General features: G+C 53.2%; 20 protein-coding genes. 9 read left to right on the top strand and 11 right to left on the bottom strand.

Annotated elements, in window-relative coordinates:
• The first annotated feature begins 414 nt into the window (after nucleotides 1–414).
• The 5 genes from DUE52_RS31550 to meaB all read left to right on the top strand — a co-directional run bounded on the left by DUE52_RS31550 (nucleotide 415) and on the right by meaB (nucleotide 4691).
• Entirely contained in the window at nucleotides 415–1083 is a 669-nt protein-coding gene (locus DUE52_RS31550) for a 3-keto-disaccharide hydrolase (protein ID WP_114410134.1), read from the top strand.
• Between the two features lie 164 nt (nucleotides 1084–1247).
• Nucleotides 1248–1619 (top strand): hypothetical protein, encoded by a 372-nt coding sequence (locus DUE52_RS31545; protein WP_114410133.1) that lies wholly within the window; start codon nucleotides 1248–1250, stop codon nucleotides 1617–1619.
• A 188-nt stretch (nucleotides 1620–1807) separates the two neighbouring features.
• On the top strand, nucleotides 1808–2851 hold the full coding sequence (queA, locus tag DUE52_RS31540) for a tRNA preQ1(34) S-adenosylmethionine ribosyltransferase-isomerase QueA (protein ID WP_114410132.1): 1044 nt from the start codon (nucleotides 1808–1810) through the stop codon (nucleotides 2849–2851).
• Nucleotides 2852–2932: 81 nt separating this feature from the next.
• Nucleotides 2933–3613: a 2-C-methyl-D-erythritol 4-phosphate cytidylyltransferase gene (locus DUE52_RS31535; protein ID WP_114410131.1), complete on the top strand. Its 681-nt coding sequence runs from the start codon at nucleotides 2933–2935 to the stop codon at nucleotides 3611–3613.
• A gap of 64 nt (nucleotides 3614–3677) precedes the next feature.
• Nucleotides 3678–4691, top strand: a complete 1014-nt coding sequence (meaB, locus tag DUE52_RS31530) for a methylmalonyl Co-A mutase-associated GTPase MeaB (protein ID WP_114410130.1) — start codon at nucleotides 3678–3680, stop codon at nucleotides 4689–4691.
• A gap of 58 nt (nucleotides 4692–4749) precedes the next feature.
• On the opposite strand, the gene DUE52_RS31525 is transcribed toward meaB, so the two are convergent.
• A complete protein-coding gene (locus tag DUE52_RS31525; protein ID WP_114410129.1) occupies nucleotides 4750–5310 on the bottom strand; it encodes a hypothetical protein in 561 nt (186 codons plus the stop codon).
• Nucleotides 5311–5428: 118 nt separating this feature from the next.
• Nucleotides 5429–6043, bottom strand: a complete 615-nt coding sequence (locus DUE52_RS31520; RefSeq protein ID WP_114410128.1) for a Cj0371 family chemotaxis-regulating polar lipoprotein — start codon at nucleotides 6041–6043, stop codon at nucleotides 5429–5431.
• A 175-nt stretch (nucleotides 6044–6218) separates the two neighbouring features.
• Here DUE52_RS31520 and DUE52_RS31515 point away from each other — a divergent pair, with 175 nt between their 5' ends.
• Nucleotides 6219–7325 (top strand): hypothetical protein, encoded by a 1107-nt coding sequence (locus DUE52_RS31515; RefSeq protein ID WP_114410127.1) that lies wholly within the window; start codon nucleotides 6219–6221, stop codon nucleotides 7323–7325.
• Between the two features lie 64 nt (nucleotides 7326–7389).
• Here the strand turns inward: DUE52_RS31515 and DUE52_RS31510 are convergent, their stop codons facing one another.
• Together DUE52_RS31510 and DUE52_RS31505 are read right to left on the bottom strand one after the other, a co-directional pair.
• Nucleotides 7390–9165 carry a RagB/SusD family nutrient uptake outer membrane protein gene (locus DUE52_RS31510; RefSeq protein WP_114410126.1) on the bottom strand — a complete coding sequence of 592 codons (1776 nt, stop codon included), beginning with the start codon at nucleotides 9163–9165 and terminating at the stop codon, nucleotides 7390–7392.
• A gap of 22 nt (nucleotides 9166–9187) precedes the next feature.
• Entirely contained in the window at nucleotides 9188–12376 is a 3189-nt protein-coding gene (locus DUE52_RS31505) for a SusC/RagA family TonB-linked outer membrane protein (RefSeq protein ID WP_114410125.1), read from the bottom strand.
• Nucleotides 12377–12779: 403 nt separating this feature from the next.
• Here DUE52_RS31505 and DUE52_RS32995 point away from each other — a divergent pair, with 403 nt between their 5' ends.
• The gene (locus tag DUE52_RS32995; protein WP_114410124.1) at nucleotides 12780–13364 is read left to right on the top strand and encodes a collagen-like triple helix repeat-containing protein; all 585 of its coding nucleotides are present in this window, start codon (nucleotides 12780–12782) and stop codon (nucleotides 13362–13364) included.
• A gap of 18 nt (nucleotides 13365–13382) precedes the next feature.
• Here the strand turns inward: DUE52_RS32995 and DUE52_RS31495 are convergent, their stop codons facing one another.
• Entirely contained in the window at nucleotides 13383–13637 is a 255-nt protein-coding gene (locus tag DUE52_RS31495) for a hypothetical protein (protein ID WP_114410123.1), read from the bottom strand.
• A 90-nt stretch (nucleotides 13638–13727) separates the two neighbouring features.
• Here DUE52_RS31495 and DUE52_RS31490 point away from each other — a divergent pair, with 90 nt between their 5' ends.
• Nucleotides 13728–15692, top strand: coding sequence for a sialate O-acetylesterase (locus tag DUE52_RS31490; RefSeq protein WP_229312372.1), 1965 nt, complete (start codon nucleotides 13728–13730; stop codon nucleotides 15690–15692).
• 8 nt (nucleotides 15693–15700) lie between these two features.
• Here the strand turns inward: DUE52_RS31490 and DUE52_RS31485 are convergent, their stop codons facing one another.
• The 6 genes from DUE52_RS31485 to DUE52_RS31460 all read right to left on the bottom strand — a co-directional run bounded on the left by DUE52_RS31485 (nucleotide 15701) and on the right by DUE52_RS31460 (nucleotide 26236).
• The gene (locus tag DUE52_RS31485; protein WP_114410122.1) at nucleotides 15701–17137 is read right to left on the bottom strand and encodes a glycosyl hydrolase; all 1437 of its coding nucleotides are present in this window, start codon (nucleotides 17135–17137) and stop codon (nucleotides 15701–15703) included.
• 154 nt (nucleotides 17138–17291) lie between these two features.
• Entirely contained in the window at nucleotides 17292–18374 is a 1083-nt protein-coding gene (locus DUE52_RS31480; RefSeq protein WP_114410121.1) for an IPT/TIG domain-containing protein, read from the bottom strand.
• A 90-nt stretch (nucleotides 18375–18464) separates the two neighbouring features.
• On the bottom strand, nucleotides 18465–20033 hold the full coding sequence (locus DUE52_RS31475; RefSeq protein WP_114410120.1) for a RagB/SusD family nutrient uptake outer membrane protein: 1569 nt from the start codon (nucleotides 20031–20033) through the stop codon (nucleotides 18465–18467).
• Between the two features lie 93 nt (nucleotides 20034–20126).
• Nucleotides 20127–23345, bottom strand: a complete 3219-nt coding sequence (locus DUE52_RS31470; protein ID WP_114410119.1) for a SusC/RagA family TonB-linked outer membrane protein — start codon at nucleotides 23343–23345, stop codon at nucleotides 20127–20129.
• Between the two features lie 260 nt (nucleotides 23346–23605).
• A complete protein-coding gene (locus tag DUE52_RS31465) occupies nucleotides 23606–25381 on the bottom strand; it encodes an ATP-binding protein (protein ID WP_114410118.1) in 1776 nt (591 codons plus the stop codon).
• Between the two features lie 207 nt (nucleotides 25382–25588).
• Nucleotides 25589–26236 (bottom strand): response regulator transcription factor, encoded by a 648-nt coding sequence (locus DUE52_RS31460; protein ID WP_114410117.1) that lies wholly within the window; start codon nucleotides 26234–26236, stop codon nucleotides 25589–25591.
• A gap of 414 nt (nucleotides 26237–26650) precedes the next feature.
• Between DUE52_RS31460 and DUE52_RS32560 the strand changes: the two genes are divergently transcribed.
• A complete protein-coding gene (locus tag DUE52_RS32560) occupies nucleotides 26651–26800 on the top strand; it encodes a class I lanthipeptide (protein WP_165841074.1) in 150 nt (49 codons plus the stop codon).
• Nucleotides 26801–26995 lie beyond the last annotated feature (195 nt).

The raw sequence follows: 26995 nt of genomic DNA, 5'->3' as shown, positions 1-26995 counted from the left end.
TCAGGCACCTAAGGCACTGCTGTTTTTATCCATCCCCTACCGCTCAGCCGAGTGACTACCAAAGATAATTCGGTTAATGGTAATCAGATAGGGTAGTGAGCAAAGGTATGAAAGGCACGCGGGCTTTTTTGATGGCACACTATGGCTACAAATATCCGTCCGCTACGCGGCCAACCACCCCCTCATTTGCGTTAGCATCGACAAGCGTTTGCAAAAATCGTGACCAAAAAAGGGAAGGAAAAACGGTTTACCAATCATTTTAAATCCTTCATACAGTACTAATTTACATTTAAAATTCTTTTCATTTCCTCTTCTGTTTCTAAAAAATCCAAACAATCGCCGAACAGGAAATGAAGTAATTACAACGGTTGTGTAACTTAGCGCAGAAAACTAATTCTTTTTCCAATAAACCCTATGAAAAACCTTTTGGTATTTTGCAGTGCAGTGCTTCTGTTCGGAGCCTGTTCAAAATCATCCATGACAGCGTCCAAATCGGCCTCTTCGCCGAAAGCCGAGAAAGGCTGGGTCAGTCTTTTCGATGGAAAAACGTTCGACGGCTGGAAAGTGGGCAAAAATGCCGACTCCTTCAAAATCGAGGATGGCGCCATTGCGGTGAATGGTCCCGTTGGACACCTTTTCTACATGGGGCCGGTGAACGACCACAACTTCAAAAATTTCCAGTTCAAGGCGAAGGTGATGACCCTGCCCGGTTCCAATTCCGGGATGTATTTCCATACGCAGTACCAGGAAGAAAGCTGGCCCAAAAAAGGCTTCGAGGTGCAGGTGAACAATTCACACACCGACTGGCGCCGGACCGCCAGCCTGTATGCCATTCAGGATGTGAAAGAGACGTATGTTAAAGACAATGAGTGGTATACGGAAGAAATCATGGTTCAGGGCAAAAAAGTGACCATCAAAATCAACGACAAGGTGGTCAACGAATACACCGAACCGGAGGGTGTAGACCGTCCCAAAGACATGGCCGACCGCAAAATCAGCAGCGGCACCTTCGCCCTACAGGCTCACGACCCCAAGAGCAAAGTCTATTATAAGGACATTATGGTGAAAGTGTTGCCGGATTAAGTAGAGACAAGAGAGTAGAGACAAGAGAGTAGAGACAAGAGAGTAGAGATAGGAAGTGTAGATTCCTGTTTTTTGTCTTTCTTCTCTTGTCTCTACTCTCTTGTCTTTTTCAAAACATCTTCCGCGCTTCCGGGTTTCTTAGGTATCAAATAACAAGAAACACCATGCATCATTTTGAAACCCTGACGGAAGCGATGGAAAGTCTGCGCGAGCGCGGCTACACGCACGATTTCGAGCCAAAACGCGATTATCTGGAAGAAAGTGGTTCTGGCTTAAAAATAAAAAGCGACGAAATTACCGTCGATGAATTTCACCGTTTTGAAGGCACCTCCGATCCCGGCGATGAAATGACCCTGTACGCCATTTCGACGGCCAACGGCATGAAAGGCGTTTTTGTGTCGCCACAAGGCACTTATTCCAACGAGGTAACGCCCGAGTTGATGCAAAAATTTTCGCTCGACGAGCGGCCGGAAACCAATCTGGAGGGCTCGGTGAAGCCCATTCATGGGGTTGGACTTGGGTCAAACGGGCAGTAGGCAGGAAGCCGTTTACACGATATACTTGCAATCGCCCCCCCGCGCAACGTATATTTGCTGACGACCCGGCGGCATTTATCGATTTTTTTTAAAAAATATAGACCAATCGCAACCGGCTCATCGTCAACTGCTAACTGTTTTTTGCTAATTTTGCGCTCTTTTGAGAGAGATGCTCTTTTCTTGACCGTATGAAGCTGTCTGAATTTAGGTTTGACTTACCCCAAAGTCTTGTTGCCTTGTATCCGCCCGAACGTGGGGAAGCGCGGCTGATGGTTGTTGACCGTAAAACGAAAACCATTGAACACAAACAGTTCTCCGACATCCTGTCCTATTTTGGAGACGGAGACGTGATGGTGATCAACAACACCAAGGTGTTCCCCGCACGGCTTTACGGTAATAAAGAAAAAACCGGTGCTAAAATTGAAGTTTTTCTGCTGCGCGAACTGAACCGTGAAATGCGGTTGTGGGACGTTCTGGTGGATCCGGCCCGGAAAATCCGGGTAGGAAATAAATTATATTTTGGTGATAGTGACCTGGTTGCGGAAGTAATCGACAACACGACCTCCCGCGGCCGAACCATCCGGTTTTTGTTTGAAGGCTCGCATGAAGAATTCATGAAAGCCATCGACGAACTGGGCGAAACACCCTTGCCCCGCGAAATCAAACGCAAAACCGAAGACTCCGACCGCGACCGGTACCAGACCATTTTCGCCCAGCATGTGGGCGCCGTGGCCGCTCCGACGGCCGGTTTGCACTTCACGAAAACCATCATGAAACGGATGGAAATCAAAGGTATCCACTTCGCACCGATTACGCTGCACGTGGGCCTGGGAACCTTCCGGACGGTCGACGTAGAAGATCTGACGAAACACAAAACCGACTCCGAGAACTACGCAATTACGGATTCGGCCGCGGGCATCGTCAACACGGCACTGGACAACAACCGGCGCGTCTGTGCCGTTGGAACCACCTCACTGAAAGCCATCGAGTCGTCGGTGTCGGCCAACGGCCGGCTGAAATCGGTTGAAGGCTGGACAGACCGGTTCATTTTTCCGCCCTACGATTTTAAAATTGCCAATTCCCTGCTGACCAATTTTCATCTGCCGGAATCTATTCTGATCATGATGACCAGCGCTTTTGGCGGGTATGATTTGATTAAACAGGCTTACGATGTAGCCATTCAGGAGAAATACAAATTCTTCAGTTATGGCGACGCGATGTTGATTCTTTAAATTAGACAAGAGAGGAAAGACAAGAGAGAAGAGACTTTTTACGGTCTTTTGTCTCTTGTCTTTTTTCTTTATTCTCGTTCCATGATTAACCGTTACGTCATCATTGTCGCCGGAGGGAGTGGTAGCCGGATGGGTGTGAACACGCCGAAGCAGTTTCTGCCGATTGGCGGTTTGCCCATTCTGATGCACACCGTCCGGCGGTTTCGTTCCTATTCTTCAGATTTACAAATTCTGGTGGTTTTGCCGTCTGAACAGATTTCGGTTTGGGAAGCCCTCTGCCGACAGTATCAATTTGACGAACCGGTTTTGGTCATTCCGGGCGGAAAGACGCGGTTTCAGTCGGTTCGGAACGGGCTGGAATCGATTCGGGCAACCGATGGTCTGGTGGCGGTTCACGACGGCGTTCGCCCTTTTGTGACGGCTGAACTGATCCGTTCCGGTTTCGAAACCGCCGAGCAAACCGGAAGTGCCGTTGCCTGTGTGCCACTAAAAGATTCGGTCCGGCTCGTTCAGCCCGATGGCCGCAGTCAGGCCGTCGACCGGGCGAGTTACCGGTTGATTCAGACGCCCCAAACATTTCAACTAGCCCTTTTCAGAGATGCTTTCCGGACTTCGGAACAGCCTTTTTTTACCGATTGCGCCAGTGTGGTGGAATATGCCGGACACCCGATTACGCTCATCGACGGTTCCTACGACAACATCAAGATTACGACGCCCGAAGATTTGGAGATTTCAGAACTTAAAATACGCTTAATTGAGTAGAGAGTAAAGACACTCTTTTCCGGCTTCTCTTTGTTCTCACATCTCTACTCTTTATTCTCACACGATGCGTCGACTCCCGCCCGATCACTACATTGCCGGCATCCGCGCTGGCGACCGGCTGGTTCTCAGCCGAGCGATTACACTGGTAGAGAGTCAGTTGGAAAGCGATCAGGCTTTGGCCGTGGCGGTTTTGGAGCAGGTGTTGCCGCAAACGGGCCGGTCAGTTCGGGTCGGGATTACGGGGGTTCCGGGCGTCGGCAAAAGTACCTTCATCGAAGCCTTTGGCAAACACCTCACGGATTCCGGTAAAAAAGTAGCGGTTTTAGCCATCGACCCAACCAGCCAGCGGTCGCACGGCAGCATTCTGGGCGACAAAACCCGCATGGAAACGCTCTCGATGGACCCACGGGCCTACATTCGTCCGACGCCTTCGGGCGGTTCGCTGGGCGGTGTGGCCAACAAAACCCGAGAAACGATGCTACTCTGCGAAGCCGCTGGTTTTGAGGTGATTCTGATCGAAACCGTGGGCGTGGGGCAATCCGAGACGCTGGTACACGGCATGGTCGATTTCTTTCTACTGCTCATGCTGGCCGGTGCGGGCGACGAACTACAGGGCATGAAACGCGGCATCATGGAACTGGCCGACGCCATTGCCATCACCAAAGCCGATGGCGACAACGCAGCCGCAGCCGAACGTGCCCGGCTCGACTACCAGAATGCCCTCCACCTCTTCCCGCCCGCTTCGACCAGTTGGACGCCACCGGTTTTGACCTGCTCGGCCCTCCAGAATCAGGGCATTACCGATCTCTGGCAGATCATCACCGATCATCAAACGCAGCTCACCCAAAACGGCCACCGCGACCGAAACCGGCAGCAACAGAACCTCGACTGGCTGCACAGCACCATCCGCCAGCAGTTGGAAACCCGGTTTTACAACCAGCCGGGCCTGCGCGAACGACTGACCGACGTGGAAGAGGCCGTTCGGAAAGGGGCGGTTTTGCCACTGCAAGGCGCCCGGCGGCTGTTGAATTTCGCCCCTCAATCCCCTGAAGGCCAGGCGGCTGGTGCCGGATTTTAGAATCTGGTTAGGCTATGTCCAAGTCCCCTTCAGGGGATTGAGGGGCGAAAGGGCTTAATTACGCATTCGATTTTCCTCCGAACGTCAGTTTCAAGCCAAAGTCTTTGCCTTTGGAGACATCCGTCAGCGTGATCCGGTTTCCGGCGGCATTCCAGCTTTGCTGAACCGGACTACCGTATTTTTGGGTGAAATAGGCCGTCAATTCCTTCAGATGCGTATCGACCGACGCCCGGTTATTGAGATACATATCGACATCAATACGGATGACTTTTTTGTCTTTATCCAGAAAATACTGAATATCGGTGGATTCCAGATTCGGGTAGTCGAGGGTGTAGCCAACGTGGGCGGCATCTTCCTCAAAAGGTTCCAGCGTTTCCTTTTCTTTCACCACGGACACGGCATCGCCCAGGTTGACGCCCCGGAAGAGCCCGTCTTCCGGCCCCACCAGTTTTTCCAGCCAGTCGCTCACCGGCACTTCCAGTTGTGAATCGGCCCGGTTCGGGAGAATTTCGGAGGTATCTGCCGGGGTGGTTGCCTCCGACGTTTGTTGTTTACTCTGGCAGGCGTTTAAAGAAAGCACTGTCGCCAACAGCGCACTGTAGATAAACGGTTGTTTCATAGAATTCAGGTTGTGATTCATCAAAGAGAAGAGAGAAAAGACAAAAGAATAGAGACCCGGCAAAAGGAGACTCTGCTTTCTTTATTCTTTTGTCTGTCTTCTTTCCTCGTTTGCCTTATTACGATGACGCTCCGCGCGAACGGCCTCCGCCAAAAAAACCGCTGCGGCCACCGGATGGGCGGCTGATTCGCGAGCTGGTCACGGTGCTGCCAACCCGGTTGGCGCGTTCGTAGGTCTGCGGACTGTTGTAAACGCCGGAGCGGTATTGTTGTTCGTTAGAAAACCGGGGCGTTGTCGAACGGCCAAGCATGTAGCCCAGACTGCCCCAGAGCAAGACGCTGGACAAACCGCTGCCGTGGTGATAGCTCGATGGGTTGTTAAAATAGCGGCTCGTCGACGAATCGGACTGCACCAGCCGCTTGGCCGCCTGAACGCTTAGGGTGTCGCGGTGACCATCGGCGTAGTTGACAATGGCACCGGCCTGTTTCGGATCGACCTGGACCTCATCCGTAATTTTGAAGTTGCCCGGACTGGTTTCGGTGATATACGTCCGAACGCCCTTCCCGAATTGATCCGCAGACTCCGCCCGGTCGGATTGTTCCGTTTCCGAGTCATTGGAACCACCACAACTTTGCAAAAGCACCGTGCCGTTCAGCAAAGCAATGCTCAGTGTGGTGCTGAGGGTGATGTCTTTCACCCGGCGTAAAATGCTGTGTTTTCGAAATGGTGTCATGAGCTGGAAAGCGCTATCGTATAATCGTATAGACGAAACTACGGAGAAGACCGGGTGGTTGCAAGAAGTTACCGGATGAAAGGAAAAAAGATCGTAAGAGGCTCCTTTTCTGAATTATGAACAGAACCCGAACCATCGGCGCATAAATTTAACGGGAGTTGCCGTATTTTTGTGAATGATGCCTGACCGCAACGCCCTGATCGAACACCTGCTCCACCGGATTTCGGCCCTTCAGTCGAAAAAAAATCCTTTTTTTCCACCGGGACTCCTGCCTTCCTACCGCCGAAATCCGCTGCTGATGGGCTACAACCGCCCGGATACCAACGTGTTTTTTACGGCCATTACGGTTTTTGCATTGCAACAGATCCGGACAAAGCTCGCACCGGTTTTACAGGCAAAAGTGGACGATATTGTTCAAAAAGCCATACGGCATTATCCTGATTTTCAGAACAAAGACGGTTTAAAAACCTATAATTTTTACAAAACACCCCAACGGGGACAACCGTCGGGCCACTTTCCCAACGGGCACCTGCTCCACCGCATCGACCACTTCCGGCTCCCCGACGATGCCGACGATACGGCGATGGTGTACCTCACCAGCAATCCGTCGCGCGAGGATTTGATTTGGCTGAAACACAAACTGACGCAACACGCCAACCTGGCCACCCGGCAGGTGGAAGACACCTATGCCGATTACGTCAACCTGCGGGCCTATTCGACCTGGTTTGGTAAAAACATGCCCGTCGAATTCGACGCCAGCGTGTTGTGCAACCTGCTTTTCTGCATTTTTCAGTACCAGTTACCGCTCAACCAGCACGATGACGACAGCCTGGAATTCATCCGGTCGGTCATCGAAACGGGCCGGTATCGGCAGGAGCCGTTCCGGTGTTCGCATTCGTATCCGCGCGCTACGCTCATTCTGTACCACGTGGCTGGTTTGCTGGCCGCTTTCCGGCCGGAACCGCTGGCGTCGATTCGGGAACCGCTCATTCGGGATGCCTACCAGATGCTCGAAGACGGTTTGCCAATAATGGATCAGGTCATTGTTTCGACGTCTTTGCTGCAACTGGGCGAAAAACCGCCCCACATCGACGTCCGGGCCATTTCCGAAACTGAAATTCGGGATTATTCCTTTTTCATTGCCGGGATGCTGACGGCTTCCCAAAATCCGCTCCTCAACCGCATGGCGCAATCGCGGCTGGTTCGGATGGACTGGACCTGCGAGGCTCATTCGCTGGCGTTGCTCATCGAATATCTGGCCTATTCGGGCGGAAAGGCCTGACAAAAACCGGCCGGGCGTCTGATCAAACGCCCCGCCGGTTTGTTCTGCGATCAAAAAAGCCCGATTACCAGCCCGGATTTTGCTTGATGGCCGGGTTCTGGGCCAGGGTATTCAGCGGTATGGGCCACAAATAATGCTTGGTTTCGTCGAAAACCGGGTTGGCCCAATCCGTTCCCTGATATACATCGATGTAGGTTTTTTTGGAGACCGGATCAACGGCGGTTTTGATGTTGGCCTTCGGGTACCGGGCAATCGCGGCAGCATCCCAGCGGATCCCCATGGTTGGAATGAGCAGTTTTTTGCCCTGTTTCCAGCGTTTGAGGTCATTGTAGCGGAAGCCTTCCATGAACAGTTCGATGCGCCGTTCCCGCCGGATTTCGGCAATCAGCGGAGAGATGCCGTCCGCTGTGTAACGTGGGTCGACGGGCACCTTGCCCATATCCAGGTGCGCCATGCCCACGCGGTCGCGCAGTTTGTTGATGCTGAGGTCAAGGTCGGCCTGGGTAATTTTCCCCAGTTCGGCCTGAGCCTCGGCGTAGTTCAGCAACGCTTCGGCAAAACGTAGAATGATGGCGGGGGATTCGGCGGTATCGAATGCTTTCCCAATCATGTCATCCGCGTTATAATTCTTGATGATGTGGTAGCCCGTCGTCGATACATACCCGCCTTCCATGCCCTGAATCCGGGGATACGGACGCCCGTCGGCCAAATGGTATTTGTACTTGACCGCATCTTCGGGGTGCAGGACGGTCTGGCGCAGGCGCGGGTCCCGGTTCTCGAAAACATCTTCAATTTTATCATCACCTTTGTAGAGCGGTGACAGCGTGATGGGCAGCCCATCCGTACAGAGGTAGTCTTCGACCAGGCTTTTGGTGGCTCCCCCCGCGTATTCAAAATACGACTGTACGTGGTTGGTAAACACGCCCAACTGGTATTTGCGCCAATACATCACTTCCGGATTGCCCGCCAGATTCAGCACGCGTTGGTAGGCATTGTAATCGGTTTGCGGATTCCCCGTGCTATACAACCGGTAGGGCCCCTTGTCCATCAATTCTTTCGACGCATTGGCCGCTTCCTGGAGCCATTTGGTGGGGTCGGTGCCGCCGTGGTATTTGCGCCAGGTGCCTTCGAACAGACAAACCCGCGACTTCACCAACAACGCACACCAGCGGTTCAGCCGACCCGGCGCGTTACCGTCGCCCCAGCTATCGGGCAGTTTGGTGGAGGCAAAATTGAGGTCTTCCAGCACCTTGTTCATCACCTCTTCGCGGGGTGTCCGGGCGGCATTCAGTTCGGGGGAGTCCACGTTTAGTTCTTTATCCACAAACGGCGCATCCCCAAATTTCGACACTTTCTCAGCGTAAAACCACCCCCTGAAAAACCGGGCTTCGGCAATGTAGCGGTCTTTAATCGCCTGAGAAACCGCAGCTTTGTCATAATTAGCCAGACCGACGTTGATGGCCCGCACGAAATTCCAGCCTTTGTAGCCAAACTGCTGGGGGTCGGTCGGAACAGTATGTTTCCCGGAGCGCACCTGCTGGAAAAGATTATGCCGGGCATGTCGGGGCGCCATGTTGTCGGCAAATTCATCCTGGAACCAGATGCTCGCCCAGTGGCTGTCGAAGCCGTTGTAATGACCGTGTAAAATCGGAACGTTGTCGTCGTTCCGCGCCAGGTCATACAGGCTGTTGTTGTAGACCCGCAGGTCATTTTCGGTGTTCCAGAATGTCTGGTTCGTGATGCGATCCAGCGGATAGCGTTCGAGGAATTCGTCATTGCAACCGCTGAACAGAAAGGCGGCAACCACGAAAAAGCCGGATAAAATGCTATATTTTTTCATGTTGATCGTCGTTTATCGGTCATTAAAAGGAAACATTGAGCCCCAGGGTTGAAATGCGCTGCATCGGGTATTCGATGGCAGCCGACTGAATCGTCTCGGGATCGAGCGGTTTCCGCATTTTGGTGTATTCCCACACGTTCATGCCCGTTGCAAAAATCTGGGCTCTGCCAACGCCGATTTTCTTCATCAGACCCTGGGGCAATTCGTAGCTCAACGTGATGTTTTTCAGACGGATATAAGCCGCACTCTGCAAATACCGCGACTGCACCTGCACGTTCTTTTTGTCGTTGGTCGAAATGTGTGCCGCCGGAAAATACGCATCCCGGTTGTCTTCCGTCCAGGTGTCGGTGATGTAGTATTTCTCAACGTGTCCGGCGTTGTAGGGGAAAAACCAGGTCCAGTTGTCGGACGTTGGCCAGTGGTCTTTTTTGCCAATGCCCTGGAAGAACAGCGTCAGCCGAACACCCTTGTAGCCAATCCCTCCGTTGAGCCCGAACGAATACCGGGGCGTGGTGTTTCCGATCACTTTCCGGTCGCCGGGATCGCCGAGCGTGTTTTTCCCGAACGTGATGTTGCCGTCGCCATTCAGATCCTGGTAGCGAATGTCGCCGGGACGCCAGTTGGCCCCGATGTTGGTCTGTTTGGCAGCCTGAGCCACCTCGTCCGTTGTCTGGAAAATACCGGCGGTTTCAAATCCCCAGATCTCGCCCAACTTCTGACCGACGTAGTAAATGTTGCTGTTGTTGGGCAAGGCACCGGTGGGATTATTGAACCGGGTAATCTCCGCCGTCCAGTCCGACAATGCCAGCGTAACATCGTAGCTCCAGTCGCTTTTGAACTTATCCCGCCAGGTCAGCGACAACTCCCAGCCGTTGGTCCGCAAATCGGCCGCATTTTCTTTCGGGGCTGCGGTTCCCAGAATCGCCGGATACGACACATCCATCAGCATGTCTTTCGTGTCGCGCGTATACACATCCAGGGAAGCATCCAGCCGTCCGCGCAGCATCGTCACATCCAGACCGATGTTTTTGGAGATAACGGTTTCCCACGTCAGCGACGGACTCACCAGACCGGCGGCCGATACAAACGGAATCAGGGCATTGGTGAACATATACGGCGACTGCCCCGTCCCCATCGTGGCCACGTACGGATAATAGTTGGTGCCCAGCAACTGATTGCCCAGCGTTCCGTACGAAGCGCGCAGTTTCAGGTTGTCGAGCCAGCTTCCGGTTCCGGCCATGAATTTTTCGTTGCTGATCCGCCAGCCGGCCGATACCGAGGGAAAAAAGCCAAACCGGCTGTCTTTCGGAAACCGGGAGGTACCGTCGTAGCGCCCGTTGAATTCGATCAGGTATTTTTCTTTGTAGTTGTAATTCAGCCGGTAAAAAGCACCCCGCAAAGCCACGTGCGACTTGCTCCCGAAGGTCTGCTGCGTTCCCGTCGTCGCATTGAGATCAATGACCTGGGGCGTAATCAGGGCGCGGGCCTGCGCTCCGGTGTAGCGGTTGATCCCCCGTTCCTGGTTAAAACCAACCATCGTCGTCAGGTTGTGATTGGTTGGCAACGGGACTTTGTATTCGGCATAGGCGTTGAAGACGTAGTACTGGTTGTATTCATTCTCGTTCCGAATCCAGTCGTCCCCGCTAAACCCGTTGCTGAGCAGGTTGGCCGCCAACAGGTTGGCATCCACAATGTCGACCTTGCTCTGCACGTCCTGGTAGTTGCGGCTGAAAATGTTGTAGGAAAAATCAGACCGGATTTTGAGTCCCCGCAAAGGCGTCAGCGTGACGCCCTGGGTCAGCCAGAGGTCGTTGTTGGTGAAGGTCGTCCGCCCGCCGTCGAGCAGATACGGAAAGAAGTTGGTGCCGCCGAAATACTTCCCGATGTAGGGGGCGTATTTCTCGCGGTCGCCCGGCGTAATGTAATACTCCAGATCGGGGAATTGAATGGCCGCAATGGGGTTGACCCGCGCCAGCGAGTTGATGTTGACGTCCCAGTTGTAGAAGTGCGGTTTGTTACTGTTTTGGGAGTTGAAGATCACTTTGCTGTCCAGTTTCAGCCACTCGTTGACTTCAAAATCCGCCTTCATCAACATATTGTAGCGTTTGAACTTCTCGTTGTTGTAGCGCAGGTAGCCGTCTTTGGAAAAGTAGCCAAGCGACACCAGATACCGCGCCTTGTCCGTTCCGCCCGAAACCGACAGATCGTGCTGGCTGGTGGGTGCATAATCGGTCATGATGCTGTTCTGGTAGTCGTTGTAGCCATAAAACCGGAGAACACCGTTGACCACTTTCCATTGGGGTGCCGTCGCCGGATTTTCCGAAAAGGCTTTCGTGCCGGCCACCATGTCGTCATCGTAGGCCGGCACCCCGCTCGAACGAATGTTGGCCTGGTTCCGGGCCTGCACAAACTGGTAGGGGTCGGTGACGACATCCATGTTAAAAATGGGTTTCGCCAGCGAAAACTGCGTGTTCAGCGACACATTGATCTTGCCGCTTTTCCCGCTTTTGGTCGTTACCAGCACCACCCCGAAGGCCGCCCGCGCCCCATAAACGGCAGCCGCAGAAGCATCTTTCAATACGCTGATGCTTTCGATGTCGTTCGGATTGACCCGGTTCAGATCCATCGGAACGTTGTCGACCAGGATGAGGGGCGAACCGCCGTTGATCGACTCGTAGCCCCGGATGTTGAAGGTGATGGGCTGGGCCGGATCGCCGTTGCGAACGCCAATGTTCAGGTTCGGAATCACGCCCTGCAACCCCTCGCCCACCGACGCAATCGGCCGGTTTTGAAGCCGTTTGCTGTCGGCAATCCCAACGGCTCCCGTCAGGTTCACTTTTTCCTGCGTACCGTAGCCCACGACGACCACTTCCTCCAGGGCTTTGGTATCAACTTCCAGAGCAATGTCGAGGGTTGAGCGCCCTCCTACGGCAATTTCCTGTTTGAGGTATCCAATAAAACTCACCACCAGCGTTGCATTGGCACCGGGCAGTTTGAGGGTATATTTCCCCGCATTGTCCGTTGTGGTGCCTTGCGTGGTGCCTTTGATCACCACACTGACGCCCGGCAGGGCTTCCCCGGTTTCAGTCGCCGTGATGCGCCCCGAGATAGTCTGACTTCTGGCTTCGTTTGCCAAACAAGCCAGTCCGAAAATACCGATAAACAGTATCACGCGCCTGGCCTGACTACTCAATTGTAGAAGCTTGTTCATAAAATAAGGAGATTAGAGATAGTAAAGTGAACGAAATAAAAAAGGCTAAGAGGACTTAAAATGAACCAAAAGAATGGTAATACGACCGAAATAAACCGCTAGAGAAACTCGCTACCCAAAACTGGATTTTTTACGCAATAAAATAAAACTTACACAATACATTACTTATTTATTTCATATAGCATCAAAGTCAAACCCAATTTAAACCTACTGAATTGGAGCTATTTAAATCCGTCGATGCAAAGATTGCCGCCCTTCCTGCTGCCCGTCCACATTTTTTGAATAATTTGCCCGGTGTTGGCTCAATCCGAAGCAGGATGCCAACACCAGTCTGGCTGGCTTCGTCCGACAAAGACCTGCCGGTTTTCCATTTATTCATTCTACAACCTAGTCCGAATTCTGTATGAAAAAAGTTGTGCGCGTGATGACGAAGTTCCTCATGATGGGGTGTGTGGCGATTAGTGCCTGCCAGGGTCTCGAAGGGCCCGAGGGACCTCAGGGACCACAGGGGGTAGCCGGGGCAACCGGCCCGAAAGGCGATAAGGGAGACACGGGGGCGAAAGGGGCAGACGGCAGTTCGAACGTGCAACAGATCAATTATACCGCCCGCAACCACGAAGGAATGACCGATATGCTGTTGCCGTTGCCCCAGGCCATCAACCGGGACATTGTCGACCGGAGCGTGTTCTATGTCTATGTCAAACAGTCGGTTCCGAAAGCCAACAACGAAGAGGATTCGTTCTGGTTTTCCATTCCGGGCGAAACCATCAAAGGCAACGCCTATACGCATTTTGTTTTTCCCGGCAACAGCCAGACGCTGGCTGCGGTTTTTCTGCGCCGAACCTCCAACTTCCAGGCTGGGAACGAACACTTTGAAGCCATTCGCGTGGTGATTGTGACGGCCGACAAGCAGAGCAACGGCCGGAAAGCCGCCATCGACTACAGCAATTATGAAGAAGTCCGGAAAGCGTACGATTTGCCGGAGTGAAAGGCTGGTTTTCGGTAATTACCCCAACTCCGCCAGCAGATCATCCGGCAGCAGGGGCAGATACGGCGTCAGGGGTTCGGTGGAGGTGAAAGCCGACAACCGGAGCAGCCGGCTGCCTGCGGCATCATATTGTAACTCGACGTAAAACAGATCCAGGGCGTAGAGGAGGTAGATATTCGTTTCCTCGTATCGATTGGCCAGCACCGAACCCCGGAACCACAATTGTTCCTGCTGGTGTCCGTGGGGGAGTCTCAGAAAATCTTCTAGCTTCATCAAGGTCAATTGCACGTTGGGCTAAATATCTGTATTTTTCCCGCCTATACAAGTCTTTTTGTCAAAAAAACCGTTCCTAAACCTCTTTTTATGCGATTCAACTTTCGTTACGCAGCCGCGATCGGATTCATGCTGATGGCACTGCAAACGTGGGCGGATGTCCGTTTACCCAGGATTTTCGGTTCCCACATGGTGTTGCAACGCCGGAAACCCGTCCCGGTTTGGGGCTGGTCCGACCCGAACGAGAAGATAACAGTCCAGTTCAATAATCAGACCAAAACCACGAAAGCCGACAAATCCGGAAAATGGGTGATCCGGCTGGACCCGACCGAAGCCGGTGGCCCTTTTGCCCTGTCAGTGGCCGGTAAAAAGAATACCGTGACCTTCGACGACGTGCTGGTGGGCGAAGTCTGGATTTGCTCGGGTCAATCCAATATGGAATGGGCGGTCAAATCCTCGACCAATGCCCTGCAGGAAATTCAGGAGGCCAATTATCCGCTCATCCGCCATTTCAAGGTGCCGCACGACCTGAGCCTGTCGCCGAAAGACGATGTGCTGGGGGGTGAATGGCAACCTGCCACGCCCGAAACCGTCGGCAATTTTACGGCAGTCGGCTACTTTTTCGCCCGCGAATTGCTGAAAGAACTCAACAACGTACCCATCGGTCTGCTCAACACCTCCTGGGGTGGCACCCAGTCCGAATCGTGGACAAGCCGGGAAGCGATGGATAGTTTCGAGGAGTTCAAACCCGTTGTGGCCACCATGCCGAAGACACTCGAAGAGTTTGCCAGCAAACGGCTGGAGCAGTTGCAGAATCAGGTCAAGTCGGTACAGGGCGAATTGCCCGGCACGGCCGATGTTCAGCAGTGGTCGGGAGCGGATTTCAACGATACCAACTGGCAGACGCTCCGGTTGCCCGACCTGTTCGACCGGAAAGCCATTCCCGGTTTCGATGGTGTAGTGTGGTTCCGGCGCGAAATTACCGTTCCGGCTGAACTGGCCGGTAAAGAAATGACGCTGATGCTGGGACCGGTTTTCGATGCGGACGAAACCTACCTCAACGGTGTGAAAGTGGGCAATACGACGCAGACGGGTCAGGCCCGTACGTACAGCGTTCCGGGCGGCACGTTAAAACCGGGTCGGAACGTCATCGCTGTTCGCGTGGACGACCAGAACGGAACGGGCGGTTTTACGGCCAAAGAAGACCAGTTCAAGCTGTCGGGAGCTGGCCGGGAGATTTCACTGGTCGGCGACTGGAAATACCGCATCGCCGATTACAACCGGAATCCGGTTCTGGTGAACCCGAACATGACCGGCACGATTTTGTACAACGCCATGATTAACCCGCTGATTCCCTACGCCATTCAGGGCGCCATCTGGTATCAGGGCGAGTCGAACGCCGGGCGGGCCTACCAATACCGCAAGACCTTTCCGCTGATGATTACCGACTGGCGGACCCGCTGGGGCCAGGGCGATTTCCCGTTTCTGTTCGTGCAACTCGCCAGCTTCAACGCGGCCAACGGAACCAGCGCCACCGGCAGCACCTGGGGTGAACTCCGCGAAGCCCAGACCATGACGCTGGCTTTACCCAACACCGGCATGGCCGTGACCTCCGACATCGGCGAGAGCAAGGACATTCACCCGAAAAACAAACAGGACGTGGGCAAACGGCTGGCCTTGAATGCCTTGAAAACCGTTTACGGCCAGGACCGGGTGTATTCGGGACCGGTTTTCAAAGCGATGGAAGTAACCGGCAACAAAGCCGTGCTGACGTTCGACCACGTGGGCGGAGGGCTGCAGTCGTCCGACAAATACGGTTATCTGAAAGGGTTTGAAGTGGCCGGAGCCGACCAGAAGTTTCACTGGGCCAAAGCCGAAATTCAGGGCGATAAAGTCATTGTGTCCTCCAGCGAAGTGGCAACGCCCGTTTCGGTGCATTACGGCTGGGCCGACGACAACGGCGAAGTCAATCTGTATAACAAAGAAGGGCTTCCGGCGGTGCCGTTCCGAACCGATACTTGGCCGGGAAAAACGGAAGCCGGGCGGTTTAAGTGAGGGTTGGTTTACGGAATCTGTCGCCAGTTGGGCAACTCATCGCGGGTGATGACGTCTTTGTCAGTATATACCGCCTTGAGTTGCTCCACTGGTTGCTTTTTGATGAAATCGCCCCCCGTCCAGACGGAAAACCACGACCACCAGGTGCCCAAATTCCGGATCTTTTCCGGATTCGGCAGATTGCCGGTTTCCGACAAAGCAACCAGTTTTTTACCGGCAAACGCCCCCTCTGCATGGGTCCAGTTGCCACTCAGCGACGCCGTTGGATCGGTATAAACATCCAGCCCGACCACATCGACGTATGAATCGCCGGGGTACCAGTCCGGATGGATCGAGTCGGTGGCGGTATAGACCCAAATCAGGTTGTGCAACTGGTGATGGTTCGTCAACCGGTCATACAGCAACCGCCACAGTTCCTTAAACGGCCCGGCCCCGTTGGCTCCCCACCAGAACCAGCCGCCGGATGCTTCGTGCAGCGGTCGCCACAACACGGGAATATCGGCGGTCTGAAACTTTTTGAGTTCACCGGCAATCGTGTCGATGTCCCGGATCAAAAGCTGATACCGTTCGCCCTTGGGATCGGCCAGGGTGGCCGCCAGATCGAAGGTCGTAGCCCGGGTGTAAAAACCGCTCCACCAGAGTTTGTCAGGAGCCTGATCGATCAAATCAGTGGGTGCATTCCAGTGCCAGAGCAGGCTGATGATGCCGCGCCCCTCCCCTTTCCGCGCCCAGGCCATGCATGCTTCACTGGACCGCTGGGGAGTGGCTCCGTGCTGAACCCGGCTCGGTGAATAGTCGATCAGATCGAACGAGCCGATGGCGGGTTCCTTGCCGGTTTTTTCCAGAATATACTCGACATCGTCCTGCTGCCCTGAAATCACCTTGCTGCCATATTGATCGACCAGATACGAAAACAAGGCTTTTGTTGAAGCCGTCGCCTGCGGATCGACGAGGGTTTTGGACGGTTTCGCCGACAATCCGACGGTCGTTGGCGTCAGTTGCAGGTAATCGATGCTAAAGTAGCCCCATCCCCGGAAAATAGTCACGGTGTTCCGTCCTTCACGCACCTGGAATTTACCGGTTTTGGCCACACCAAAACCGGTGTTCTGCGTGAGCGTACTGCTGGCTTTTTCGTCATTTATCTGAAAATCAACGTTTTTATCACCCGAAGGAGCTGAATACCCGATAGATAATTCATACAAGCCCGCCGTGGCATTAAACGAAAGTGTTAGTTTATCAGTGGCATCATCGAAGCCGGTTACGTAGCCAGTTCCCGAAAAACCGGGTAGCGATTTGGCAATTTCCACCCCGGACAGTTGGCCGGATTCCGCTTCGATCCGGACCAGAGTCGGTTCGGTTTGGGCAGGAGTTACAGGTTTTTTGGACGTACAAGCCAGCAGACTAATCAGAAAACCCGTCAAGACCCGTTTACGAAAGAGGAACATTACAAAGTAGATTTTCCGTACGAAGCGGATCTGGAATTTTATGATTTGCTGGCCTTTTTTGGCCTTTCGCCCCTAAATCCCCTAAAGGGGACTTTTGCATCCGGATTTATCTGTGTCCAAGTCCCCTTTAGGGGATTTAGGGGCGAAAGGAACCTTATTTAATCAACATCAGGTCATCAAAATAGAAGGTTTCATCCTTCGCATCCGGCCCCTGAATCCGGAAACCGACCTGCGTCAGCTTCTTGCCCGCCGACCAGAAATCTACGTCCGACAGTTTGATTTTGAAATACGTCCAGACCCCGGCTTTCACGTCGATCTTGTTTTTGTCGTCAAAACCGCCAAAACCGGCTTTGCTGGCGTCGGTGGTCAGGTAGAGCGAATAGTCGGCGGAAGCGCCTTTGATCCAGCCCGAGACGTAGGTGTAATCGGCAGAATAGGAAATGGCCGAAGCCGACCAGTTGGCAAACGCGATCAGGTGCCAGTTGCCTTTCTGGAAGTTTTTTCCGACCGACGCCGTTCCCGATTTAAATTCGGTGGTCGAAACCGCGCCCGCATCACCCCAGGAACCGTCCTGAAAACCAGCCCCGTAGGTATCGCCAAAAATCATGTATGCCTTATCTTTATTCACCATCTCCTGGGTCGTTCGGAACAGGCCCGTGCTGTTGGTAATGTCCAGCGTGGCCCGGTTCACCGTCGTTGCCGGCATTTTAACCACCAGCTTCTTTTTTTCCTTCGAAACGATGGTCGCGGCATCCGATGTACCGGTTAATTTGACAGAAGTAACATCGTCCAGGTTGTTGCCCGTAATCGTAATTTCCGAGTCCTTGGTAAAGTTATAATTGGAAACCTCCGAAACCGTCGGATAGGCCAGCACCCGGAACGGCACCGAAACCGTCCGGCCTTCGCTATTCGTAAAAATAACGTTCTGTACGCCACCCACCACCTCGTCCGGCACCCGGAAAATGAGCGCCTGGTCGGTGTTCAAGGTCGGCTGAAAACCGGCAGGAACGTTGTCTTTTTCAAACACAATACTCCGCATATCGCCCAACCCGGAACCGGTCAGTGTGACGACGGTTCCGCCAGCCGCCGAATCGGGAGCCAGTTTGGTGGCAACGGGCGTCCCCGCCGTATACTGCGGCCGACCGTCGGTATCTTCTTCGCAAGCAGTCATCGTCAGGCCCGTCAACAGGGTCACGAACGACAAGCCCGCCAGTTGTTTAAATCGATTGAATGTCATTGGAAATGGTTACGTTTAGAAGATAGATGATAGAGGTGAGACGAGAGACTTTTGACTTCCCTTTCTTGTCTCACCTCTCACTTCTCTTGTCTAGTTATAATAGGGTACCGGATCTTTGCCTAACTCGGGGTCCTGAACAATTTCGCCAGCCGGAATCGGCAGGTACATCTTGTCTTCGGTAAAGGTGGTGATGTAACTGGCACCGGTTACTGTTCCACGGTTCTGCTTTTCGATCATCGCTTTCGCTTTGGCAAAGCCCTGACGCTGAATGTCGTACCAGTAGTCACCCTCGAAAGCAAACTCCACCCGGCGTTCGTGCAGGATCTGGTCCAGCGTCAGCGACGTCCGGGGCGACAAACCCGCCCGTGTCCGAACGGCATTCACCGCCTGCAACGCCTTGGCATCGGAGGTGGAAGCGGCTCCTGCGAGGGTCGCTTCGGCGTAAATCAGCAGAATGTCGGCGTAGCGCAACAGCACCACGTTATTGCCCGAATTCTGGCCCAAAACCGACTCACCACCGAAACTTTTGCCGGGACCGGCAAAGTATTTGACGATGTTGGAACGGGTAGGGCTCAGACTTCCGCCATCTGCCGTGGGCTGGATCGTATCGTATTTGAACCCACCGGCCATAAATTCATTGTATTTCGGGGCGTTGACGCGCTGCGGTTTCCAGTTGGGATTGGTCCAGCCGTGTTCCATCACCGACCATTTCCGGCGCAGATCCCCAAACTCATATTCTTTCAGCAAATCCAGTGACGGAATGTACATTTCCCAGGCATCGGCTTCGGCCGTCCGCAGGGCGCTGGCACCACGATCCGGATTTTTGATGTTTCCCGTTCCCCAGGGGTCCTGGGCCAGTTGGTGCTGAATCGAAAATAACGCTTCCGGGTTGTTGTTCATGCTCATTTTGGTAAACATGCCCGTGTAATCGCTCACCAGGCTGTATTTCCCGGAATTGATCACTTCCTCGGCCTTCGCTTTGGCGTTCGCATAGTCTTTGTTGTACAGATACAACTTGGCCATCATGCCTTTGGCGACATATTTCGTCAGGCGACCGGGCACGTCGGATTCGGGCAAACCGGCTTCAGCCAGTTGCAGTTCTTCCAGCGCAAACCGCAGCACGTCTTTCTGCAAATACCGCGGAATGTTGAAATTGCCCGACAAAGCCGTGGCTCCCGGGTCGGTAATGATCGGCGCGGCACCCCAGGTCCGGGCGATGTAGAAATACAGCGTTCCGCGAATAAAATGGCATTCCGCAATGGCCGGATCGAGGTAGGAAGCCCCACCCCCGGCGGCTTTTTTCTCCTCGAACGTCTTGATCATCACGTTGGAATACCCGATGATTTTGTAAAACGCCCCCCAGGCGGCACCAATCCGCTCGGAGGCTGAGGAAACCGTAAAGTTCAGGTACTCGACGTCGGTGTAGGTAAACATATTACCGGACATCACATCGCCGATGGCATCCTGCGCCCGGCTTTCGTAATTCCGCCAGGGCAAACCGCTGTAGAGCGTGCTGGTTGCGGCCCGCACTTCTTCCGCGTTGTTGTAATAATTTCCGGTGGTCGTCCCCGAGAGCGAGGGCCGCTCGATAAAGTCCTCCTTGCAGGAAGCCAGCAGCATCGCCGAAATGGCCAGGGCGTATATGGATTTTCGTTTCATTTTTGTCTTAGTTTGTTCTGCCCCCAACCCCCTAAAGGGGGCTTACACAAGCCGTGTCCAAGTCCCCTTTAGGGGGTTGGGGGCAAAAGTCAATTAGAATTGTACATTCGCACCGATGGTAAATGTCCGGGGGTTCGGATAGTGGCCCATGTCTACGTTCATCAGCTTGATGCTGTTGTTGAACGAGCCGATTTCGGGGTCGTAACCGGAGTAATTCGTGAACGTTTTGAGGTTCTGAATCGACCCGTAAATCCGCAGATTCGTCATTTTCACCTTGCTCAACAGCGTTCTCGGAAGCCGGTAGCCGAGCGTGATGTTCTGAATCCGCCAGTACGACGCATCCTCGACGTAGCGATCCGACATGGCCGTGTTGTTTTTGTTGGTGGTCGTAAACCGGGGCAGTGCGCCGTCCGTGTTGGTTTCGGTATAGCGATCCGTTACGGTTCGCATCTGGTTCGACCAGGCATTGTTCAGACCTTCCAACTGCCAGCGGAGGAAGTTATACGCTTTGGCCCCCTGGCTTCCCTGGAGAAACAGTGAGAAGTCAAAATCGCCGTAGTTGAGTGAATTGGTCAAACCCCAGGTGAATTTCGGGAGCGGACTACCGATAAAGGTGTAATCCTGCGCGTCGATTTTGCCGTCGCCGTTGATGTCCTTGTAGCGAATATCGCCCAGCCAGGTTTCGTTCTGGTTCACCTTGTAGCCAAACTGCGGCAGGCTCTTGTCCAGATCTTCCTGCGTGCGGAACAAACCGTCTGTCACCAGCCCCCAGAACGACCCCACCGGGTTGCCGGGCGTCGTGTGGGTGATCAGGTAGTTGTTGTAATACACTTTTCCATCCAGCGCCGAAGCCGCACTGGCCGCCCGGTCGTAGGTGTTATTGAATTGCGTGAACACCAGGTTGGTTTTCCAGGTAAAGTCGCCTTTCTTGATGTTCGTGGTCGTAATTCCGATGTCGATCCCGGTGTTGGTCATCTGTCCCGCATTGCCCAACGGGGCTTTCAGGTCGTCCCACTGGTCACCCACGCCAATCAGGTTGGGGCCAGTCAGGAAGATGATCATGTCGGACGTCACTTTCTTATACACGTCGATCGTCGCGTCAATCCGGCCGTTCAGGAAGCCGAGGTCAACCCCCACGTTGGTGGTTTTGACGGATTCCCACTTGAGGTTCGGGTTCGGAATCCCGTTAATCATGTTCGAAGAACCGAAGCCCACCGGACCGGAGAAAAACTGCACCGCTCCCACATACGCCGGATTGGGCGCTCCACTCGGGAAGTTCTGGTTCCCAACGGTTCCGTAACCGGCCCGTACTTTCATGAAATTCAGCACGTTAGCCACGCTGCCTTTCATGAATTTCTCGTTCGAAACCGTCCAGCCTGCCGACACGCCCGGGAAATTCCCCCAGCGGTTGTTAGGGCCGAAGTTGGAGGAACCGTCGGCGCGGAAACTGGCCGACAGCGAGTAGCGATCGTCGTAGGTATAGTTAGCCCGCGCAAACCAGGATTCCATCGCCCAGTGGCCTTTTCCACCGCTCAGGCCCCAGGTCGTCTGGTCGGCACTGCCGGTGTTGAGGTCAAAAATATTGGCCTGCAAATCCACTTTCGTACCCGACATCGACTGGTAATACGACGATTGCGCCTGATGCCCCACCGTAGCCTGAATACCGTGCTTGCCAATATACTTGTTGTAATTCAGATAGTTAGTGATCGAATAGTAGTAGCTATCCGAGCGTGAGTCGATCAGTTTGCTCCGAAACGACGTGCCGCCCACATTCCCGGCTTTCTGGAAAGCAACGTTGTTGTCCTGGCCCAGTGAATACGAAAGTTCGTTCCGCAAGGTCAGGTCTTTCATCAGTTGCAGTTCGGCATACAGACTCCCGAACACATTGTTCGAGGTCTTGGTATTGCCCCGATACTGGCTATTTCCGACCAGATTGGAGTTGCTGTACTGCACCCCGCCGACGGTTTGACCACCGCCCCACGAACCATCCAGATTCTTCACCGGAACCAGCGGACTGGTCACTGCGCCCCACCAGATCGTCCCTTCAGCCGCATCGGCCAGTGATACATTCTGAATGCTGCGGGACACGTTGGCACTCAAACCCACTTTGGCCCAGCTTTTCAACTGCGTATCGAGGCTAAAGCGGCTCGAATACCGTTTGAAATCCGAGCCCAGCAGAATTCCCTTGTTGTCGAAATAGTTGAGTGACAGGTAGTACGTCGTTTTCTCGCGTCCGCCCGAAAAACTCAACTGCTGGTTGTTGATCGTTCCGCGCTGGAACATGGCGTCCTGCCAGTCGGTGCCTCTTCCCAGCAAATCCGGGTTTCTGAACTCATCCGAAACCGGGTTTCCGATGATCGGCAACACTTCATTCTGGTAGCGGGCAAAATCCCGCAAATCCATCAGGTCCAGCCGCCGGGCCACTTCCGAAACGCCGGTATACATCTCGTAATTGATCTTGCCTTCGCCCGATTTGCCTTTTTTGGTGGTCACCAGAATCACGCCATTGGCCGCCTGAGAACCATAAATGGCCTGCGCCGACGCATCTTTCAGGACGTCGATGCTCTCGATGTCGTTGGGATTCAGCATCGCCATGACGCTGTTCCCGGTTTGCCCATCGCCCCCGCCCAAACCAGCGTAGCCCGTACTGTTCGACGTGTTCCCCCCGACAAACGGTACGCCGTCGATTACGAACAAGGGGTCATTGCTGTTGATAGACGTCACCCCGCGCACTTTCACCGAAACGCCACCGCCCGGTTGGCCGCCGTTGCTGGTTACCGTTACCCCGGCCGCTTTGCCTTGTAGTAACTGGTCGATCCCGGCGGCCGGAATGTCTTTCAACTCGGTGGCTTTGATGGTCGTAATGGACGACGTAACATCGGAGCGTTTGGCCGTTCCGTAGCCGATCACCACCACTTCATCCAGCGACTGGTCGTTGGCAAGCAGCGTAATGGTCAGGTTGGTCCGGTTTCCGATCGCTACCTCCTGCGTTTTCATCCCGATGAACGAGATCACGAGCACATTGGCTCCCGCCGGGGTGTTGATCGTAAACCGCCCTTCGGCGTCCGTCGTGGTGCCCTGCGTAGTGCCTTTAACAGACACCGTTGCACCGGGAAGCGTGTTGCCTTTGTCGTCGGAAACCACCCCTTTGATGAGGGCGTTGACATCGGATTTTCCGACGGTTGCATTCTTCAGTGATGCCATCACCACCCGGTTTTTCGCCGGTTCGGCAACGGTATTGGTTCGGATCTGCGCGTGAACTGATGTCCAGTAGCTCAAGACCAAAACCCCCGAAAGCACATGTTTTATCATAGTAAGTAAAATAAAGGGACAAAAAAGCAGCACCTCTCCAAAAAGCTGAGCTTGAGAGTAGTACGTATTCAATCGGATGAAAGTAAAAATTCAGACCCTTGGCAGATCAGGTGCCCGGTCAGTCAAGTGGAGTTAGTTCGGCATGGCCTACAGAATAAAAAGTATGGGTTTAGGTATGATTGTCAGATTTGCCCCCAACCCCCTAAAGGGGGCTTAAGAATCTGGATTTCAAAGCCCCCTTTAGGGGGGTGGGGGCAGACTTATAAAACCGCCAGCGTATTCCTCACTAGTTTTTGCATCGGCAGCGAAATCATGACCGAGGTTCCCTTTCCGGGTTCGCTCTGCCACATCACCTGACCGCCGAGGTAGGCAATCCGGGATTTGATATTCGCAATGCCATTGCCTTTTGACGAATTGTTTTCAAAATCGCCACCCCGTCCGTCATCGTCCACACTGATGAGAACCGCTTCATCATTGGTCATAATCTGTACGGTAATCGTCTCGGCTTCAGCATGTTTCAAGGCATTGTTTAGCAATTCCTGCACGACCCGGTAAATCATCACCGAAGCTTCGTCGCCCAGATCGGGCACTTCGCCGTAATGTTCCAGCGTCAGGGCGGTTTCATTCACCAGATTCAACTTCTGCACCAGGTCTTCGAGCGCCGGGATCAATCCAAAATTCGAGAGCGCATACGGCCTTAAATCACTGGAAATCAGCCGGGTTTCCGTACAGGCTTCGTCCAGAAACTGGTTCAGTGGTTCTTTCACCGACAGGGGCAACAGTTCCTGATGAGCCTCCACAAACAGTTTGATTCGCGAGAGCTGAATGCCCAGACCGTCGTGCAAATCCCGCGCAATCCGGCTCCGTTCGCCCTCCTGCCCTTCAATCATGGCCTGCAACGACTTCAGTTCCAGATCCCGAATCTGCTGCTGGGCAATAACGGTTTGTTGGTGCGAAATCAGTTTCTGTTGCCGTCGCAGAAACACCAGTGCGACAACACCCAACACACTGATAACCAAACCACCCGCCAACATCGAATTTAGGATATGCTGATGACGGCTCTGCTCCTCGACCAACTGTTTCTCAACCGCCAGCGTCTTCACCTGACTGTCCAGTTCCTGCAACCGGATGCTTTTGGTCTGCTCGGAATAGTAAAACTGATTCGTAAAATCCAGCGTCTTCAACGACGACCGATAGGCATTTTTGAAGTCGCCCTGGTACGAATAACTATCGGCCGAATGCCGGGACAATTCCCGCAGCATGGACACGTTTTTCTCCGATTCGGCCAGCTTGTAACTTTTCTGATAGGCCGCAATGGCCGCTTCCGGGCGGTTTTTGAATTGCTCGACCAGCCCCAGATAAAAGTAGTTCAGGGCAATCATCCAATTGGTCTTCAACTGCCGGGCCATGTCCAGACTCCGGATGGCGAAGTACTGCGCCGAGTCCGGTTCTTTGTTTCGCAAATAACTGTTGGCCAGCAAATTCATGGCAAAAGCCTGTGAATACGCCTGCTTGTATTGGGCACTCATCCGCTCGGTTTCCCGCAATTCCGTGATTAATTTCCTGGGAATCAACTCGTTTTTCTGCGCCAGATTCGCAAACGCCAGTCGGCATTCGATGATCTTCGGGTGGTTTTGTTGCCGCTTGAAATACTGTTGCGCTTTTCCCAGATACTGCTTCGCGTAGGGCTGCATAAACAGATCCTGCGAATAGTAATCGCCAATGGCAATGTGGACGTTGTAATACCCCAGCGAATCCCCCTGCAGGTGGTAGTATTTCATCCCGTTGAAATTGGCATCGAGCGTATACTTGTTGTAACCGTATTGCTGGTGGTAAAGCCATCCCAACTCTTCATAAGCTTTGGCGGCTTTCCCGTACTGCTTCTCCTGCACCCACTGCCGGATCTGGCCTTTCAGGCTAACAATGACCGAAGAATCCGATTGCGCCAGCACGTTCTGCCCCAGGCCCAGAAGCCCCAGGAACAACACCGCACCCAGGCACCTTTGTCGGACTAGCTTCCGTACCCGTTCTGCCATTTTCAGAGTCGTTAAATGCTATACAACTGATGAATCAATTCCTTAAACTTATGTCTGATAACTCTGTTTCACTTTCGCTAGTTGCCCCTAAATCCCCTAAAGGGGACTTGGACCCAGCTTAATCCAGATGCCAAAAGTCCCCTTTAGGGGATTTAGGGGCAACTAGCGAAAGTCCTACTTTATTGTCGATGAATCCCGAACCGTCTGTCAATCAATACACTGCATTTCCATGGCGGTTTTGATCAGCAAAGCGGTATTGGGAACGCTGAATTTCATGAGCAGGCTGCTGCGGTGAAATTCGATGGCTTTAACACTGACGAACAGTTGCGTGGCCATTTGCTGCGTCGTCAATCCCTGGGAAATGAGTGTCAGCACCTCCGATTCGCGGGGCGTCAGGTTGGGTTTCAGACCCGTTCCGCTGCCCGATTTCCGGTTTCGGGGCTCATCGTGCAGCAGAATATTCGTAATGATTTCGTTGAAATACGGTTTTTCGCGGTGAACCGTCCGAATTGCCTGCAACAGCTCAACTTTGGTCGTGTTTTTCAGCAAATACCCTTTTGCGCCTTTTTTCACCACCCGTTTGATCAGGCTGGCGTCGTCGTGCATCGTCAGGGCGATCACTTTCGTGGCCGGAAACGTGCGCGTAATGTGTTCGCAAAGCGCCAGCCCATCTTCCACCTGCGGAAAGGAAATATCCAGCAAAACGACGTCGATCGGCGCATGGCCCAGGTGTTCAATAACCGATGACACATCAAAGCAGCGCGCCGTCACTTCAATTTCCGAAGACCCCGAAATCAGCGACTCAATCCCCTCAACAAACACATTGTGGTCATCGGCAATCAGTACTCGTATCATCCATTCGTATGCGTTAACTCGTATGTGGGCACTCGACGGCTCCGTTGGGGAGAAAACCGGTTGTCAGTTTAACAACGGAACCGCATTTTTAATTTAACCCTTTATCGTTTCGATTGTACGAAACGGATAAATTGAATATTGTTTAGCAAAAATAGGACAAAGGAGGTAGGTTATAAAATAGGGGAAACCCCCGTTTTTAGAAAATTAGGGAAAACCCTAGTAAACCGCTTCGAACCCACTTTCAAGCTACGGCCCAATTTCAGCCTGTTATCAATAAATCGTAACTAGTTACAAGTTACGGCTTCACTATCCTTTCAAAACCCGCCAAGTTTGTATCGGCCAAAGCAAAAAGCCGCCGGGGACGCTGAAAACCGCACAGAGTAGGCACACAATCACACCATACATTTTACCATCATGAAAAAGCAAATTGCCAAATTGACACTGAAAACCGATCAGATCATTGCCTTATCCAAAACGCAGGCTTCTAACGTCATGGGTGGCCGGCCGAAAGACAAAACGATTGGCGGATGCACCACCGCGGGTTACTGCCCAACGGAATTGTAATCCGTCCGCACACGCTTCCAGGAAGCAAAAATAATACCTACCAATCTCCGGACTCAGCGGCCTTTCTAAGGATCAAGAGCAAAAGTTGTGGAGGGCGTAGGATTTTTTTAGGTTTGTGTTTTTGATCAAACCTGTATTGTTTTGGAGAGTTTCTTGCCCCTGATTCAGTTCCTGTTACCCGAGTTCATCCTGGAA

This window comes from Larkinella punicea, from assembly GCF_003334855.1.
GTDB lineage: Bacteria > Bacteroidota > Bacteroidia > Cytophagales > Spirosomataceae > Larkinella > Larkinella punicea.
The sequence above is the reverse complement of the archived record's forward strand: the minus strand, read 5'-3'. Positions and strand labels throughout refer to the sequence as shown.